This window comes from Caballeronia zhejiangensis (assembly GCF_000698575.1).
GTDB lineage: Bacteria > Pseudomonadota > Gammaproteobacteria > Burkholderiales > Burkholderiaceae > Caballeronia > Caballeronia zhejiangensis.
The window spans coordinates 177,867-194,006 of record NZ_JFHD01000007.1 but is presented as its reverse complement, the minus strand read 5'-3'; the positions used below and the strand labels follow the sequence as shown (position 1 = coordinate 194,006).

Below are 16,140 nucleotides of genomic sequence, written 5' to 3'. Positions count from 1 at the left end.
GTCAGGCCGCAGCCGCGGCCATCGCCTTGAAGTTTTCCGGCGTCGCGAAGGCGAGATATTCGGCCTGCATGTCGGGTGTGAGGAATTCGAGCATCGTCGAGTTCTCGATCCAGAATTCGACGACGTGGAAGAAGTTGTCGCCGCGCGTGCAGCGCACCGCACGCCAGCCTTCGCGTTCGCCGATCGCGATGACTTCCTCTGCGTTCAGCTTCGTCGCGATGGCCATGTGGAACGCGCTGTACTGCGGGCGCTTCACCGTGTCCGCGCCATAGCTGACGCTTTCCTCGTGACCGCCGCCCGGCGTGATGACCTGATCGCTCGGATAGACCTCGATGATGCTGCCGCGATCGTCGCCGGCGACCGCCATCCACGCGCCGGGAAAGGGCGAGAAGGGCGCGGCGAAGCCATCCCACAGTTCGGCGAGCACTTGCGCGACGTGTTTCGGATCGTGGGCGGGAATGGAGGCGTGGAAGATCATTGCGATGGACTCCGGTGGACGTGGGGCGGATTGCGCGGCGATTGCAGAGCCGCGCGGTGGAATGTCGATTCGCAGTGCTATGGTGTGCCGGGATTCTTCCAGAGTCTATTGTTATGAGTGTTTTCAAACGCGTCAGGACTCAGCGCTTATCCGACAAACGCCGAACTTGTTATTAAGCCGCCGGAACAGAGCGCCAATCGCTACGCCGACGCAAAAGCGCCGATATCCGCCGTCAGCCGCGCCGCGTCGCTCAGAAAGATGCCGTGCGGCGCGCCTTCATAGACGACGAGCCGCGCGTTCGGAATCAGGCGCGCCGTGCGCTGCGAAGTCAGTTCGAGCGGATTCGATTCGTCGCGATCGCCTTGCACGATGAGCGTCGGGACGTCGATGTCGCGCAACTCGTTGCGGAAATCGCCGCGATTGACGGTTTCGTTGCACGCGAAAAGCGCCTGATGCGACGTGCGCAATGCCATTTCCCGAATCCAGTCGATCATGGCCTGCGACGCGCCCGGCCCGGCGAAGGGACGCGCGTTGTCGGCCAGCCATTGCGGATAGTCCGTCGTCAAGTCGTGCAGGAAGGCATCGTTGTAGTCGCGGTCGATGCCGTCGGGATTGTCCGGCGTCTTCGCGAGCATCGGCAAGGTCGAAGCGATCAACGCGAGGCGCGCAACGCGCGTGCTGCCGTGACGCGTCAGATAGCGCACGGCTTCGGCGCCGCCCATCGAATAGCCGACGAGCGTCACGTCCGACAGATCGAGCGCATCGATGAGTGCGGCGAGATCGTCCGCAAGCGTGTCGTAGTCGTAGCCGCCGCCCGGATCGCTCGATCGTCCGTGGCCGCGCCGGTCGTAGGTGACGCAGCGAAAGCCCTGTCGCGCGAGCGACAGCATTTGATAGGCCCACATGTCGCCTGGCAGCGAATAGCTCGGAACGAAGACGATCGTCCTGCCGTTGCCCGGCGTGCCTTGCGGATGCCAGTCGCGATAGAACAATTCGACGCCGTCTGCGGTCGCGATAAAACCTGGGCGTGAGTGCTTTGCAGGCATTTCCGTCTCCTCGTCGATGAACAGTGTGAGTGCATCGTCGCAGGAGAAAGTGAGCCGGACAATTACGCCAGAGGTAATAGGCCGCGTGCAAAAAAACGCCGCCCGGGGAGGCGGCGAGAGCGTCCGCTTGTGGGCTCGTTAGTCGAGTGCGGACGCTTGAGGAGACAGGGCGAATGAACTCAGTATGGCAAAGCGCCGCGCCGCACACAATCGCCGATTCGAATCACTGCATTTCAGCATGACCTGAAGATAGTTCGATATGCAGATTAAACGATCCGGCATTGCTATTTTCGGATTTATCTCGTGCTTTACGGTATTCCTATGAACCTTGATTCATATAAACTCAGCACGCGTTTCAAACACCGTTCTATTGCAGTCATTCATGTACTCCGATTCATTCGCACCTCCGCTCTCTTTGTCCGATGCGGCCCACGCGCTGGCCGTCGCGCTCGACATTCGCCGCTCGGGCGACTGGCTCGCGCTCGAACGTTTCTGCGTCGAAGCACTGGAACGATTCCCGAGAGACTACGAGCTTCGCTGGCAACTGAGTCATTGCTATTGGCTGCGTCACGACAGCGTATCGGCGGAAGCGATCATGCGCGAAGCCGCGCGGCATCATCCGGACAATGGTCACGTGACCGGCGCAATCGCCATGTACCTCAACGAGCAGTCGCGCTACGGCGAAGCGGAAGCGATGTACCGTCTGGCGCTCTCGCAGACGCCCGATGCGGCCTGGCTCGCCGTCGATCTCGCCGACCTCGAATTGCGGCGCGGCGCGTGGCGCAGCGGCTGGATGCGCTTCGATCGCCGCACATCGGAACAGGGCGACAACGGCGTCGTCGCGCGCATGGAGCGGCTCGCGCCGGGCTGGCGCGGGCAGCCGCTCGACGGCAAGCGCGTCGTGGTTTACAGCGAACTCGGCCTGGGCGACGACATTCAATTCGTGCGGTACTTTCCGCAATTCGCGGAGGGCGTGCGAAGAAACGGCGGCGCGACGCTATTGGCGGTGCGTTCGGCGCTGTATCCGCTGGTGCGGCGGTTCGTGCCGGACTGCGTGCAGATCGAAGCGCACGACTTCGGCACGGTCGATTACACCGTCGGCATGATGAGCCTGCCTGTCTGGATCGGTCTGCTGCCGCATCACGTCGATGGCCGCGCGTATCTTCACGCCGCGCCTGAGCGCATCGACGCGTGGCGGCGCGAACTCGCATCGGACGGCACCCATGCGTTGCGCGTCGGTCTCGTGTGGGCGGGCAGCCCGACGCATCGTCGCGACGCCCAGCGCAGCATTCCCGTCGAAGCGCTCGCGCCGCTCTGGAGCCTGCCGAACGTCACGTTCCATCCCGTTGCGCCGGGCCGCGAAGACGATATTGCCGCAATGCGTTCGGCGGGCGCGCGTATCGCCGGCGTGCCCGACTATCGCGAGCAGTTTCATGATTCCGCCGCGTTCGTCAGCGCGCTGGATGTGCTCGTGACCATCGACAGTTCGCCGCTGCATCTCGCCGGCGCGCTCGGCAAGCCGGTGCTGGCGATGATCGATCGCGCGTCGCATTGGTGTTGGGGTGAAGACGAGACGCAGCCGTGGTACGACTCGGTGCGGCTCATTCGTCAGCGCGAACCGGGCGATTGGGCCCCGGTTATCAGGCGCGTCGCTGCGGCGGTGTCGGGGCGGCTCATCGGACGAGCGGCGCCGGAAGATCAGCAGGCGTCCGCGCCCGTCAGTCTCGGGTAGCCGGGCTGGCTCGAGTCGATCGTCGTCACGCAGGCACCCTCGTTGAGATCGAGCGGGCTGTCGATGTCGCGCTTCGAGCCGTCCTTCATCTGCACGCTGTAGCGGTAGATTTTCGCGGTCTGTTCCGGGGCCTTCTGGAACAGGTTCGTCAGGTCGAAGCTCAGGCCTGCGCCGCCGCCCACGCCGTTCCATCCATTGCCGCCGATGCCGCCGCCGCCCACGCCGACGGTCGGTCCGGAAGAAGAAGCCGTGTTCGTCGACACAGTCGTCAAATACTGTTTGCCAACTATGCGGCCGGTCGCGAGCGTGCCGTCAGCCGGCAGCGGCGCCGATGCGCCCGGTCCCGATGCGCACGCCGCGAGAACGGCATATGCGATGGCCGCGAAGCCAGCTCGCGCAACGCGTTGAATTGTTTTTCGATCCGAGTTCATTCCAGCCTCTTCCTTCCATTGCCCTCGATGCGAGCGCACGAGTCTTGTGGAATCGGCCGCTAGCGCCGGCGTGGCGGGAACGTGGCGCAGAAATACGCCGCCTTCGAAGGGGCGGCGTTCGTCGACGATTCGTTCCGGAGCTTGCAAGCCGGCGCGCTTCGCGAGGGACGCGAATGCGCGGCGGGAATGTTGACTGATCGTGTTTCGCGATTGAACCAGATTGCTCCGATTCCTCGCACGGCAAACGGTCCCGCGATTCACCCCTTCAATAGATACGCGACGATCGCATCGCACACGCGCCCGAACATCTGCGTGCCGGTGACGGTCGTGCAGCCTCGCGCGCGGGCGGCCTCGATGAAAGGCGTGACCGGCGGCTTCGTCACGACATCGCCGACGAAGGTCGTCGGTGGCAGGCGCGAGACGTCGATCGGCAGCGGGTCGCCCGGACGCATGCCCGCCGGCGACGCATTCACGATGAGATCGTAGGTTTCGGCAGCCGAATCGTCGGCGACGCTCACCGCGCCGCGCCCCAGCGCAGCGAGGCGCGAGGCGAGGGCGCCGGTGCGCGCGGCGTCGAAATCGCGGATCGCGAGCGAGGCCACGCCCGCATCGACGAGCGCGTGGCCGATCGCCGAACCCGCGCCGCCCGCACCGATCAGCAGCGCGCGTTTGCCCTTCGGGTCGCAGCCCGCATCTCTCAACGCCGCCACCATGCCGATGCCGTCCGACGCGCCGCCGTGCCAGGTGCCGTCGGCATTGCGCTTCAGCATGTTGACCGCGCCGAGGAACGCGCCTTCATCGGTCAGCGAACGGCAGTATTCGGTCGCGCTGAACTTGTGCGGGACGGTGACGATCACGCCGTCGCAATTGCGCAGCGGCGCGATGCCCGCGAAAAACGCGCCGAGATCTTCGGGCGCGACGTGCGCCGGAATCACGATTGCATCGCGTCCCGCCGCACGCAGCGCCGCTGTTACGCCGGAAGGCGAGCGTACCTGCGCGATCGGATCGCCGACGATGAAATAGACGCGCGTCGCGCCGCTCAAGCCCGCATCGAGCGATGCGGAAAAAGAAGTGTCCTGCGCCATGCCTCGATTGCCTCCTGATCCGTGATCGGAAAATAGTGTGACCGCACTCGCTGAATGCTAGTTGAAAATGGAATGCTATTCAACAAAATTGCTACTTGAAGGAAGGCAACTAACGGTCTTCCCGAGTCGCGACCACCAAAAAACGCCGGCAGACAGACGGCTGCCAACGCGCATTCAGAGAACGTTCGGCTCGTGCGCGCCCGGACTTGCGCCAGCCGCTGCCAGCGCTTCGTGAAGTGTGTCGTACACGTTCGATGCGCCGAGCGCGGGCGTCAGTCCGTGCCGGTCCATGTCGCTGCGCAGGAAGCGGTTCACGCGTCCGAATATCACGACGACGCCGCGTGCGCGCAGCGTTTCGACCAGTTCGCCGATGGTGCGGGCCGCCGAATAATCGAGGTCCGTGATCGCGCCGGCATCGACGACAAAATGGCGCAACTCGTCCGGCGCCGTATCGACGAGATTCGTCACTTCGGACGCGAAGAAGTGATCGTTCGCATAGAACAGATCTGCGCCGAAGCGATAGACGATCAGGTGCGGCGCGGTCATCGCGGCGGGCCTCGTCGGCTCGTACTGCCACGGTTTGCCGGGCGCGACGGGCGTGAGCACCATCGTGTGCGGATGATAGCTGTGGCGCACGTGCCGCAGCAGCGATAACGCCACCGCGAGCAGAATGCCGTGCTCGACGCCCACCATGACCACCGCAGCCGCCGTGATGAGCGCGAGCGCGAACTCGCCGGGGCTTTCCGCGCGAATGTCCTTCAGGCTTTGCACGTTGATGAGCCCGATCGCGATCGTGAACACGATGCCCGCCAGCACGCAATGCGGCAGATAGCGCAGAAAGCCGCTCAAGAAGAGCAGCACGACGGCGACGACTGCCGCGAACACGAGCTGTCCGAACTGGCTGCGCGTGCCGGCGCGGTCGGCCATCGCGGTCTGCGTCGGACTGCCGTTGACGACGAACGTGCCGCTCACGGCCGCCGCCGCGTTCGCCGCGGCCAGACCGAGGATGTCGCTGTTGGTATCGACGTCCTCGCGATACTGCTGCGCGAAGACCCGCGCCGCGGCGGCGCTCTGCGCGATGATCATCACGAAGCACGACAGCGCGACCGGCACGAGGTCGAGCGATTGCTGCCAGGTGATGTCGGGAAAACGGATCGCGGGCAGGCCGCCATCGACCGGACCGAGCACCGAGATGCCGTGCGCGGCGAAATCGAACGCCTTGCTCGCGGCGATGCTGCCGATTACCGCGATGAGCGGCATCGGCAGGCGCGGCGCGAAACGCTTGCAGCCGAGAATCGCGACGACCACGGCGAGCGCGAGCACGAGCGTCGGTCCGTGCGCGTGCACGAGATGACCGAGCACGTAAGCAAGCTGGGCGAGACTGCGCGAGGACGGATACGGCACCGTCATGCCGAAGAGATCGCCGAGCATCGCGATCGACACCTGTACGCCGACGCCCGCGAGAAAACCGGTGAGCACCGTGCGCGACAGGAAATCGGCGAGAAAGCCGAGTTTGAAAAGCCGCGCGACGAGGAGCAGCGCGGCCGTCTGCAACGCGACCATGCCCGCCAGCGCGACGTATTGCGGGCTGCCCATCGCGGCCATCGACGAAACCTTGCTCGCGAAGATCGTCGCGGTCGCCGAATCGGCCGCGACGACCAGATGCCGCGACGCCCCGAACAGCGCAAACGCGATGAGCGGCAGGAACGCGGTGTAGAGGCCCGTCACCGCGGGCATGCCGGCGATGCGCGCATAGCCGAGCACTTGCGGAATGTCCATCGATGCGAGCGAGATGCCCGCGAGCGCGTCGCGCCACGCGGCGGCGCGGCTGATCGGCAGGATGCCTTTGAGCAGTGTCGTTTTTTGCATGCTGGCACCGTGTTCCTGAAGAGGCGATCGTGCCCCAAGGAACAGGCGGTGCCAAGACCCGCTTCGTCTATCGATAGAACGCCACGGTTTGCCGCAATCCGTCGATCAGCGGCGTTTTCGGAAGGCCGGGCAGCGATCGGGCGAGCGCGGGATCGTCGGGAAAGGATGTCGCGATGGGCAACGGCGCGCCTGCTGCGTCGATGCGCGCGCCGGGCGCGATGCGCTCGAGCGTCGAGACCACGCTTTGCATCGGCGTGATGTCGCCTGCGAGCGTGAACGCGTGCGCGCCGTCGAACGCGGTCACGAGCGCGAGTTCGTAGGCGGCGGCGACGTCATCGGCGTAGACGAGGCCGGTCGCGCCCGTGAAGGGAATCGTGTACGGCTCGCCGCGCGCGGCCGCACGGCACGCGAGACTCGGACCCGCGCTCGAACCGGTCTCGCGTCCGGCGCCGTACACGACGAGCGGCCGGAATCCGATGCTCGCGATTCCATGATCGTGCCAGTACGCCCGCGCCGAGCCTTCGCACGCGAGTTTGAACGCGCCGTAGTGCGTCAGCGGAAAGGGCGTCGCGCCATCGTCGGGGCCGAAGACGCCCGCGCTGCTCGCGTAAAGCACCGAGCGCAAACCGCACGCGATGGCCGCATCGAACACGTTCAGCGTGCCGATCAGATCGATGCGCGCGCCGCGCACAGGATCGGCGGCGCACGCGGGCGTAAGCACGCCCGCGAGATGTACGACGGCATCGCAGCCGTCGAGCGCGTTCGCCACATCGCGCGCCTCGCCGATATCCCCGATCCGCCATTGCACGTCACCGGCGCGTTCGGGCGCGAGCGCGTACAGAAGGCGCGCGTCCTCGCGGACATCGAATGCGCGCACATCCATGCCGCGCGCGAGCAGCCGCCGCATGACCCACGCTGCCAGAAAGCCGCTTCCGCCTGTAACCAGCACTCGCATACCGTTTCTCCATCGTCTCAAAAAGAACTTGGCTTACGTCGCGTTTCTGGAATAGTATTCCAATATCAAAGAGAGTTCTACAGGAAGCGTGCACATGGCGGAGACACTGGACAAACTGGAACAGAACGAGACCTTCGATGTAATCGTGGTCGGCGCGGGCGGCGCGGGCATGTCGGCGGCGCTGGTCGCGGCGATCGATGGCGCGCGGGTGCTGCTCGTCGAGAGCACCGAATACGTCGGCGGAACGACCGCGTACTCGGCAGGCACGACGTGGATTCCCGCGTCGAAGCACGCGGCGAGCGTCAATCGCGACGATTCGTCCGCGAATGCCGAAGGCTTTCTGAACCGCGCGGTCGGCGAGCGCAGCAGCGCCGCGATGCGCCGCGCGTTCCTCGACGCCGGCCCGAAGGCCGTCGCGCACATCGAAGCGAACTCCGATGTCAAATATCGCGCGCGGCCGTTCCATCCGGACTATCTGTCGGAAATCGAAGGCTCGACGTTGCGAGGCCGCGCGCTGGAGCCGCTGCCGTTCGACGGCCGCAAGCTCGGCCGCGCGTTCTCGCTGATTCGTCCGCCGATTCCCGAATTCACCGTGCTCGGCGGCATGATGGTCGACCGCGACGACGTCGGGCATCTTTTGAACATGACGAAGTCGTTGGCATCGTTCAGGCACGCGGCGAAACTGCTCGCGCGTCATGCACGCGACCGCATGAGCTCGCCGCGCGGCACGCGTCTCGTGATGGGCAACGCGCTGATCGGGCGTCTGCTTTACTCGCTGCTTCAGCGCGGCGTGACCGTGCTGACGAGCACGAAGGTGGAGGCTTTGCACGCGGGCGCGAATGGCATCGAAGCCGTGACGCTGAGCCAGATCAACGAGCGTCGGCGCGTCAACGTGAAGGGCGGCGTGATTCTCGCGAGCGGCGGATTCAATCGTCATCCGATGCGGCGCGCCGAGATGCTGCCGGGCGCCGATGCGGCGTGGTGTCCCGGCGCGCCCGGCCACAGCGGGAACGCGCAGGATCTCGCGCTCGCGGCGGGCGCGCGCTTCGGCGTTGGCGCGCTGTCGAACGCGTTCTGGGCGCCGGTCTCCGTGCGCAAGCGCGCCGACGGTACGACCGCCGTGTTTCCGCACTTCATCATGGATCGCGGCAAGCCCGGCATGATGACCGTCGACAAGTCCGGCAAGCGGTTTCTCAACGAAAACACGTCGTATCACCTGTTCGGGATTGCGATGCAGACGGCGAACAAGACGACGCCCGCCGTGCCCGCCTATCTCGTCACGGACTCCGAAGGATTGCGCAAGTACGGCCTTGGCATGGTGCGTCCGGGCGGCAAGGGACTCGCGCCGTTTCTCGCCGATGGCTATCTCGTCGAAGGCAAGACGCTCGACGAACTGGCGGACAAGCTCGATATCGACAAGGCCGGTCTCGCCGATAGCGTCGCGCGCATGAATCGCTACGCGCAAACCGGCGTCGACGCGGATTTCCAGCGCGGCACGACCGATTATCAGAACGCCAACGGCGACGCCAACTGGACCGGCCCGAACAAGTGCCTCGGTCCGATCGGCCAGGCGCCGTTCTATGCGGTGCGGCTCTATCCGGGCGATATCGGCGCGGCGACCGGCCTCGTTATCGATACCGACGCGCGCGTGCTCGACCGCGACGACCGGCCGATCGTCGGCCTCTATGCCTGCGGCAACGATGCGCAATCGGTGATGGGCGGCGTGTATCCCGGCCCCGGCATCACGCTCGGACCCGGTCTCGCGTTCGGCTATCTCGCGGCGCGCCACGCGACGTCGCGCGCGAAGCAACCGAAGCAGGACGAAGCGCTCGATCTTCCGGTCGATCTTTCAATGCACGCGCACGCCAAATGAAGCTCGAACCGATTCTCGAATGCGACGTCCTCGTGCTCGGCTCCGGCGCGGGCGGCTTGTCGACCGCGGTCACGGCGGCCACGCGCGGCCTGTCCGTGCTCGTCTGCGAGAAGGAAGACGTGTTCGGCGGCACGACCGCGTGGTCGGGCGGCTGGATTTGGATTCCGCGCAATCCGCTCGCGACGCGCGCGGGCATCGTCGAGGATGAAAGCGCGCCGCGCACGTATCTGAAGAGCGAACTCGGCGCGCATTTCGATGCCGCGAAAGCCGATGCGCTCATCGAGCACGGTCCGCGCATGATCGAATTCTTCGAGCGCAATACGTCGATGCGTTTCATCGACGGCAACCGCATCCCCGATTTCCACACGACGCAAGGCGCGGCGACGGGCGGCCGCTCGGTCTGCGCGATGCCGTTCGACGGACGCGAGCTCGGCCCGCTCATCGACAAGCTGCGTCCGCCGCTCGCCGAAGTAACGATCAAGGGCATGGCGATCGCGTCGGGACAAGACCTCGCGCACTTCCTGAACGCGACGCGCAGCGCGAAGTCGGCGTGGCACGTCGCGAAGCGTTTCGCCGCGTTTGCGTGGCACATGCTGCGTTATCGGCGCTCGATGCATCTGGTGAACGGCAATGCGCTCGTCGCGCGGCTGCTCAAGTCGGCGGCGGATCGCGGCGTCGATCTGCGCACGCGGGCGAAGGCGGTATCGCTGACGCGCGAGGCGAATCGCGTGACGGGCGCGCGCGTCGAGATCGATGGCGTCATGCACGACGTGCGCGCGCGGCGCGGCGTCGTGCTCGCGTGCGGCGGTTATCCGCACGACGCGAAGCGGCAGACCGAAACGTTTCCCGTGATGCCGCACTGGTCCGCCGCGCCCAAGAGCAATACCGGCGATGGCATTCGCCTGGGCGAAGCGGCGGGCGCGCATTTCGACGCGTCGCTCGAAGCGCCCGCCGCGTGGGCGCCGGTGTCGCTCGTGCCGAAATCCACGGGACGCGAAGTCGCGTTTCCGCATCTGATCGAGCGCGCGAAGCCGGGTCTGATCGCCGTCACGCGCGCGGGCAGGCGCTTCACGAACGAGGCGTCGTCGTATTACGACTTCATCTCCGCGCTCATCGGCACGACGTCGCCGGGCGAAGAGACGTGCGCGTGGCTCGTCTGCGATCACCGGTTTCAGCGCCGATACGGCCTCGGTTTCGCGAAGCCGTTTCCGTTTCCGCTGCGGCCTTACGAACGCTCGGGATATCTCAAGTCCGCGCCGACGCTCGAAGCGCTGGCGCAGCAATGCGGCATCGATGTGCGCGGCCTCGCCGATACGGTCGCCACGTACAACGGCTACGCGAAAGACGGCTTCGATCCGCAGTTCCACAAGGGCTCGACGCCGTATAACCGCGTTCAGGGCGATGCATCGCACAAGCTGAATCCGTGTCTCGCGCCGATCGTCGATGGGCCTTTTCACGCGGTGAAGATCGTGCCGGGCAGCCTCGGCACGTTCGCGGGTTTATCGACGGATGCGCGCTCGCGTGTTCTCGACGACATGCGCGCGCCGATTCCCGGCCTCTACGCGGTCGGCAACGACGCCGCGAGCATGATGGGCGGCCACTATCCCGCAGGCGGCATCACGCTCGGCCCAGCGATGACCTTCGGCTATCTCGCGGGCCTCGAACTGGCCGAACCGGCGCGCGAGGACAGCATCACGAATCTCTCCAACTTCCATCAGGCAAGGACTCTGCAATGACTCTGTACGACACGGTCACGTTGACGGTGAAGATCGGCGCGAACGCGCAGGTCTTCGAAAACATCAAGGCAAGCGGCGATGCGCCCGGCTCGAAGCTGCTCGGCTGCTGGTATTCGGATATCGGCGCGCTCGGCAAGGTCATGGTGCTGCGCGGATTCGAATCCGAAGCGGCGCTGATCGGGGAACGCCGGCGCTTGCTGCTCGAAGGCAATCCGTTCGGCTGCGGCGAGTTCATCACCGATGTCGAAGTGAACAGCTACGCGCTCTTTCCCTTCCTGCCGCTGATCGAGCCGGCCGTGCACGGCGGCATCTACGAGATGCGCGTCTACGGCACGAAGCTCGCGAGCCTGCAACACACGATCGACGCATGGCAGAACGCCGTGCCCGAGCGCACGAAACGCTCGCCGCTCATCGGCGCGATGTACGCGCTCGACGGCACCGTGCCGCGCTTTCTCAACATCTGGCCGTACAAGAGCGTGGACGAGCGCTCGCGGATTCGCGCGGAAGCCGTGAAGGACGGCATCTGGCCGCCGAAGGGCGGACCGGCGCATCTGACGACGATGGAATCGACCATCTACGTGCCCGCGCCGTTCTCGCCGCTGCGCTAACCGGAGATTGTCGATGTCACGACGCAAGCTATCTCTGTCCGCGCTGACGATCCTCGAACTGACGCCGCCGCAGATGGTCGAGTGCGCCGCGCAGGCGGGCTACGACTTCGTCGGCCTGCGCCTCGTGCCCGCGACCGATACGGAAGTGCGCCACGAGATCGTCGGCGCGACACCGCTGAAACGCGAGACGCTCGCGGCTTTGCGCGATACCGGCATCGGCGTGCTGGATGCCGAAATCCTGCGCCTCAAGCCCGACACGAACGTCGCCGATTACGAACCGATGCTCGCAACCGCCGCCGAGCTGGGCGCGCGCTACGTGCTCGTCGCGGGCAACGATCCCGACGAGGCCCGCACGGCCGAGCGGCTCGCCGCGCTGTGCGATCTCGCGAAGCCGTATGGCCTGTCGCCGTCGCTCGAACCGATGCCCTGGACCGACGCGAAAGACATCGTGCAGGGCGCGCGCATTGTGAAAGCGGCGCAGCGCGCGAATACGGGCCTCATCGTCGATCCGATCCATTTCGACCGCACGGGATCGTCGACGCGAACGCTGCGCGAATTGCCGCGCGAATGGTTCGGTTACGTGCAGTTCTGCGACGCGCCCGCCGAGCGCCCGAGCGATCTCGAAACGTTGCTGTATCAGGCGCGCGCCGAGCGGATGATTCCGGGCGAGGGCGGCCTCGATCTCGCGGGCATTCTGCGCGCGTTGCCCGACGATCTTCCGCTCTCGCTCGAAGTGCCGATGAACGAATGGGCGAAATCGGCGAGCGCGCTCACGCGTGCGAAACGTCTGCGCGAGGCGACGATTGCATGGCTGGAGGAAACATACGCCGGTTGAATTCCGAGGTGGAATCATGTTCTCATTCCGAATCATCGGAACTTCGAGAGACTGAAAGATGGCGGGAAATCTGGAGCGGGCGTTGTCGATCATCGAATTGCTGGCGAAAAACGGCGGGCGGATGCAACTCGCCGCCATCGCCGACACGCTCAATATTCCTCGCAGCGGCACGCATCGCCTGCTCGCGATGCTGATCGACGAAGGGTACGTGCGGCAGGACGAGGATCATGGCGAATACATGCTCGCGCTCAAGCTCGTGTCGCTCGCGCTCATCTATCTGTCGACGGGCGGCGTACTCGACGTGTCGCAGCCCGTGCTCGACCGGCTCGCGGCGCAATCCGGCGAACTGGCGCGGCTGGGCGTCGTCGAGGACGATCACATTACGTTCGTCGGCAAGGCGCAGGGCGCGAAGTCGGGGCTGCGCTACGACCCGGACATGGGCAGCCAGCCGCCCTTGCATTGCACGGCGAGCGGACAGGCGTGGCTGTCGTCGCTTTCCGATGAGGAGGCGCTCGAACTCGTGTCGAAGCAGGGCGGGCTCGGCAAGCCCGGCTCGGGCGGACCGAAGGCGCCGAAGACGATCCAGCAGTTTCTCGCCGATCTGCAGGCGGCGCGCAAACGCGGCTACGGCATCGCGAGCGAGACGTACGAGGCCGGCATGACGTCGATGGCCGCGCCGATTCATCATCCGGTGACGGGCGTCGTCGTGGGCGTCGTGAGCCTCGCCGGGCCGACGAGCCGTTTGCCGGAGGCGCGTCTGAAGGAGCTCGCGCCCGCGCTGCTGGAAGCGGCGTCGGACATGGGCGCGGCGACGTTGAGTTCGCCCTATTTCAAGCGGTCGGCGGCGAAGGTGGAGGGGAACGCTGTCAGTGCAGGCTGATGCTGGATTAGCCCGAATGGACGAGGTGACGCGGGGAAAACGCCCGCATTATCATCGTTTTCATCATGAAACGAGAATTTGAAATGCCTCCTCCACTCGATCCGATCGTGTCCGAATTTGCCACTGTCTGGCGGCGGTGGAAATGCGTCTGGTCGTGTCGATGCTGACGGCGAACTTCACCGCGCAACTCGCGACGAATCCCGCCGATATCCACGAGGTCTGCACCTTCACCGTCGGCCCGAACGAAATGCCGATGCGTCTTTTCTGCGATGAACGCGTCAGCCGGCGTCCACGGCATCGCGCGCGGATGAGGGCGCCGGCACGCCGCCTGTGGCCATCCACAGCACTTCGGCGTCTTCGTCGCTCGTCGAAATCGCCGCGTGGCCGGTGCGGCTGTCGAAGTAGATGCTGTCGCCGGCATGCAGATGCGTCGGTGCGTAGAGTTCGGAATAGAGGCACACGCTGCCGCTGATCACGTAAAGAAACTCCTCGCCTTCGTGACGGCCCCAGTCGTCGAACGCATCGAGCGTGTGCGCCGAAATGCGGATGCGAAACGGCAGCATCGCCTTGTGCGCGAGTTCGGTGGCGAGCAATTCCATCTGATAGCCGCGATACGCGTGGCGCTGTCCTTCGTTGCGGCGCGTGAGCGCGCGCCGGCCGCTCGCATTCGGCGCGGGCGCGGTGCCGAAGAGTTCGGCGAGATCGATCTGCAGGCCGCGCACGATTTTCTGAAGCACGTCGAAGGTCGGCGACATCAGCCCGTTCTCGATTTTCGACAGCGCCGACCGCGACACGCCGCACATGCGGCTTGCGGTTTCGAGCGTCAGGTCGTGCGCGAGCCGCGCGCGTTTCACGCGGGCACCGAGATCGGACGCGGATTGTTCGGGCGAATTCTTGGTGCCGGGGCTGGACATGGGAACGTGTGGGAGCGCTTTGTTTCCGATAATAACATCGCGCAAAACGGCGGCGAACGGCCCGCATCTGGTGACAACCCTAATATTGACGGCTGTTGTGAGCGCCATCGGCAGCGCGTATAGTCTCCTGACTTCCGAAAGTTTCTTATCAGAAACTTTTGCTCCGACGAACGAACCCGCTTCGCAAGGACTTTCATCGTGAATGCACAATCGATTCTTTCCGACCTCGGCATCGCGAGCCTCGTCACCGATGGCGATATCGCCGTCACTTCCCCGATCACGGGCGAAGTCATCGGCCGCGTGAAGCAGAACACCACCGCCGACGTCGACGCCGCGCTCGCCGCCGCCCGCACCGCGTTCGCCTCGTGGCGCAACGTGCCCGCGCCGCGCCGCGGCGAACTCGTGCGCCTGCTCGGCAATCGGCTGCGCGAGAAGAAGGAGGCGCTAGGTAGGCTCGTGTCGCTCGAAGCGGGCAAGATTCTCCAGGAAGGCTTGGGCGAAGTTCAGGAAATGATCGACATCTGCGATTTCGCCGTCGGTCTCTCGCGCCAGTTGTACGGCCTGACGATCGCGTCGGAGCGGCCGGGTCATCGCATGGCGGAGACGTGGCATCCGTTCGGCGTGTGCACGATCATCTCGGCGTTCAATTTCCCGGTCGCGGTGTGGTCGTGGAACGCGGCGCTCGCCCTCGTGTGCGGCAACGCGGTCGTGTGGAAGCCATCGGAGAAAACGCCGCTCACCGCGCTCGCCGTCGACCGCATCCTGCGCGATGCCATCGATGAATTCGGCGCGGCGCCTGCGGGCCTCGCGTCGGTCGTCATCGGCGGGCGCGAGGTCGGCGCGGCGCTCGTCGCGGACAAGCGCTCGGACATCGTCAGCGCGACGGGCAGCACGGAAATGGGCCGCAAGGTCGGCGTCGCGGTCGCGGAACGCTTCGGCCGCTCGATCCTCGAACTCGGCGGCAACAACGCGGGCATCGTGTCGCAGACGGCCAATCGCGATCTCGCGCTGCGCGGCATCCTGTTCTCGGCGGTCGGCACGGCAGGGCAGCGCTGTACGTCGCTGCGGCGTCTTTTCGTGCACGAAAGCATCTACGACGAAACCGTCGCGCGTCTGAAAGATCTCTACGCCAAAGTGCCCGTCGGCAATCCGTTGGAGCAGGGCGTGCTGATGGGCCCGCTCATCGACGTGCAGGCGTTCGCGCGCATGCAGGACGCGCTCGAACAGGCGAAGGGCGAAGGCGGCAAGGTGACGGGCGGCGAGCGCGTGACCGTGAAGGGCCACGAAAACGGCTACTACGTGCGCCCGGCGCTGGTCGAAATGCCGTCGCAGACGGAGGTCGTGCTGAAGGAGACCTTCGCGCCGATTCTCTACGTGATGCGCTACACGGATTTCGACGAAGCCATCGCCGCGAACAACGCCGCCGCGCACGGATTGTCGTCGTGCGCGTTCACCACCGATCTGCGCGAGGCCGAGCGCTTTCTGTCCGCATCGGGCAGCGACTGCGGCATCGCGAACGTGAACATCGGGCCGAGCGGCGCGGAGATCGGCGGTGCATTCGGCGGCGAGAAGGAAACCGGCGGCGGCCGCGAATCGGGCTCGGATGCTTGGAAAGCCTACATGCGCCGCGCGACCAACACGATCAACTACTCGTCGGAATTGCCGCTCGCGCAGGGCATCGACTTCAATCTGAGCTGA

14 protein-coding genes are annotated in these 16,140 nt (G+C 65.5%); 7 read left to right on the top strand and 7 right to left on the bottom strand.

The window, feature by feature from the left end:
• Position 1 precedes the first annotated feature (1 nt).
• Positions 2-478 carry a hypothetical protein gene (locus BG60_RS12810; RefSeq protein WP_008353479.1) on the bottom strand — a complete coding sequence of 159 codons (477 nt, stop codon included), beginning with the start codon at positions 476-478 and terminating at the stop codon, positions 2-4.
• A gap of 200 nt (positions 479-678) precedes the next feature.
• Positions 679-1,524: an alpha/beta fold hydrolase gene (locus BG60_RS12805; RefSeq protein ID WP_008353478.1), complete on the bottom strand. Its 846-nt coding sequence runs from the start codon at positions 1,522-1,524 to the stop codon at positions 679-681.
• A gap of 382 nt (positions 1,525-1,906) precedes the next feature.
• On the opposite strand from BG60_RS12805, the gene BG60_RS12800 reads away from it, so the two are divergent.
• Complete coding sequence (locus BG60_RS12800; RefSeq protein WP_008353476.1) at positions 1,907-3,256, top strand: hypothetical protein; 1,350 nt, start codon at positions 1,907-1,909, stop codon at positions 3,254-3,256.
• Here the strand turns inward: BG60_RS12800 and BG60_RS12795 are convergent.
• The 4 genes from BG60_RS12795 to BG60_RS12780 form a co-directional block, all read right to left on the bottom strand.
• Complete coding sequence (locus BG60_RS12795; RefSeq protein WP_008353474.1) at positions 3,223-3,687, bottom strand: hypothetical protein; 465 nt, start codon at positions 3,685-3,687, stop codon at positions 3,223-3,225. The genes BG60_RS12800 and BG60_RS12795 overlap by 34 nt on opposite strands.
• Before the next feature lie 257 nt (positions 3,688-3,944).
• Entirely contained in the window at positions 3,945-4,772 is an 828-nt protein-coding gene (locus tag BG60_RS12790; protein WP_008353472.1) for a shikimate dehydrogenase family protein, read from the bottom strand.
• A gap of 174 nt (positions 4,773-4,946) precedes the next feature.
• Positions 4,947-6,641: a SulP family inorganic anion transporter gene (locus BG60_RS12785; protein ID WP_008353471.1), complete on the bottom strand. Its 1,695-nt coding sequence runs from the start codon at positions 6,639-6,641 to the stop codon at positions 4,947-4,949.
• 67 nt (positions 6,642-6,708) lie between these two features.
• Positions 6,709-7,596, bottom strand: a complete 888-nt coding sequence (locus BG60_RS12780; RefSeq protein WP_008353470.1) for an NAD-dependent epimerase/dehydratase family protein — start codon at positions 7,594-7,596, stop codon at positions 6,709-6,711.
• A 94-nt stretch (positions 7,597-7,690) separates the two neighbouring features.
• On the opposite strand from BG60_RS12780, the gene BG60_RS12775 reads away from it, so the two are divergent.
• The 5 genes from BG60_RS12775 to BG60_RS12755 are packed head-to-tail and all read left to right on the top strand — an operon-like array spanning position 7,691 to position 13,528.
• Positions 7,691-9,469 carry an FAD-dependent oxidoreductase gene (locus BG60_RS12775; RefSeq protein WP_008353469.1) on the top strand — a complete coding sequence of 593 codons (1,779 nt, stop codon included), beginning with the start codon at positions 7,691-7,693 and terminating at the stop codon, positions 9,467-9,469.
• Positions 9,466-11,205, top strand: a complete 1,740-nt coding sequence (locus tag BG60_RS12770) for an FAD-dependent oxidoreductase (RefSeq protein WP_034471783.1) — start codon at positions 9,466-9,468, stop codon at positions 11,203-11,205. Before BG60_RS12775 ends, BG60_RS12770 begins: the two co-directional genes overlap by 4 nt.
• Positions 11,202-11,813, top strand: coding sequence for an NIPSNAP family protein (locus BG60_RS12765; protein ID WP_008353467.1), 612 nt, complete (start codon positions 11,202-11,204; stop codon positions 11,811-11,813). Before BG60_RS12770 ends, BG60_RS12765 begins: the two co-directional genes overlap by 4 nt.
• A gap of 13 nt (positions 11,814-11,826) precedes the next feature.
• On the top strand, positions 11,827-12,648 hold the full coding sequence (locus tag BG60_RS12760) for a sugar phosphate isomerase/epimerase family protein (RefSeq protein WP_008353465.1): 822 nt from the start codon (positions 11,827-11,829) through the stop codon (positions 12,646-12,648).
• A gap of 58 nt (positions 12,649-12,706) precedes the next feature.
• Positions 12,707-13,528, top strand: coding sequence for an IclR family transcriptional regulator (locus BG60_RS12755; RefSeq protein WP_008353464.1), 822 nt, complete (start codon positions 12,707-12,709; stop codon positions 13,526-13,528).
• A gap of 278 nt (positions 13,529-13,806) precedes the next feature.
• Here the strand turns inward: BG60_RS12755 and BG60_RS12750 are convergent, their stop codons facing one another.
• Positions 13,807-14,442, bottom strand: coding sequence for a helix-turn-helix domain-containing protein (locus BG60_RS12750; RefSeq protein ID WP_008353462.1), 636 nt, complete (start codon positions 14,440-14,442; stop codon positions 13,807-13,809).
• Positions 14,443-14,640: 198 nt separating this feature from the next.
• Between BG60_RS12750 and amaB the strand changes: the two genes are divergently transcribed.
• A complete protein-coding gene (gene amaB / locus BG60_RS12745) occupies positions 14,641-16,140 on the top strand; it encodes an L-piperidine-6-carboxylate dehydrogenase (RefSeq protein ID WP_033536131.1) in 1,500 nt (499 codons plus the stop codon).

Bases quoted from the DNA above. Each gene is read 5' to 3' on its own strand.
- BG60_RS12760 (WP_008353465.1), top strand. From the start codon at position 11,827: ATGTCACGACGCAAGCTATCTCTGTCCGCGCTGACGATCCTCGAACTG.
- BG60_RS12750 (WP_008353462.1), bottom strand. From the start codon at position 14,442: ATGTCCAGCCCCGGCACCAAGAATTCGCCCGAACAATCCGCGTCCGAT.
- BG60_RS12795 (WP_008353474.1), bottom strand. From the start codon at position 3,687: ATGAACTCGGATCGAAAAACAATTCAACGCGTTGCGCGAGCTGGCTTC.
- BG60_RS12770 (WP_034471783.1), top strand. From the start codon at position 9,466: ATGAAGCTCGAACCGATTCTCGAATGCGACGTCCTCGTGCTCGGCTCC.
- BG60_RS12765 (WP_008353467.1), top strand. From the start codon at position 11,202: ATGACTCTGTACGACACGGTCACGTTGACGGTGAAGATCGGCGCGAAC.
- BG60_RS12810 (WP_008353479.1), bottom strand. From the start codon at position 478: ATGATCTTCCACGCCTCCATTCCCGCCCACGATCCGAAACACGTCGCG.
- BG60_RS12805 (WP_008353478.1), bottom strand. From the start codon at position 1,524: ATGCCTGCAAAGCACTCACGCCCAGGTTTTATCGCGACCGCAGACGGC.
- BG60_RS12790 (WP_008353472.1), bottom strand. From the start codon at position 4,772: ATGGCGCAGGACACTTCTTTTTCCGCATCGCTCGATGCGGGCTTGAGC.
- BG60_RS12775 (WP_008353469.1), top strand. From the start codon at position 7,691: ATGGCGGAGACACTGGACAAACTGGAACAGAACGAGACCTTCGATGTA.
- BG60_RS12755 (WP_008353464.1), top strand. From the start codon at position 12,707: ATGGCGGGAAATCTGGAGCGGGCGTTGTCGATCATCGAATTGCTGGCG.
- BG60_RS12780 (WP_008353470.1), bottom strand. From the start codon at position 7,596: ATGCGAGTGCTGGTTACAGGCGGAAGCGGCTTTCTGGCAGCGTGGGTC.
- BG60_RS12785 (WP_008353471.1), bottom strand. From the start codon at position 6,641: ATGCAAAAAACGACACTGCTCAAAGGCATCCTGCCGATCAGCCGCGCC.
- BG60_RS12800 (WP_008353476.1), top strand. From the start codon at position 1,907: ATGTACTCCGATTCATTCGCACCTCCGCTCTCTTTGTCCGATGCGGCC.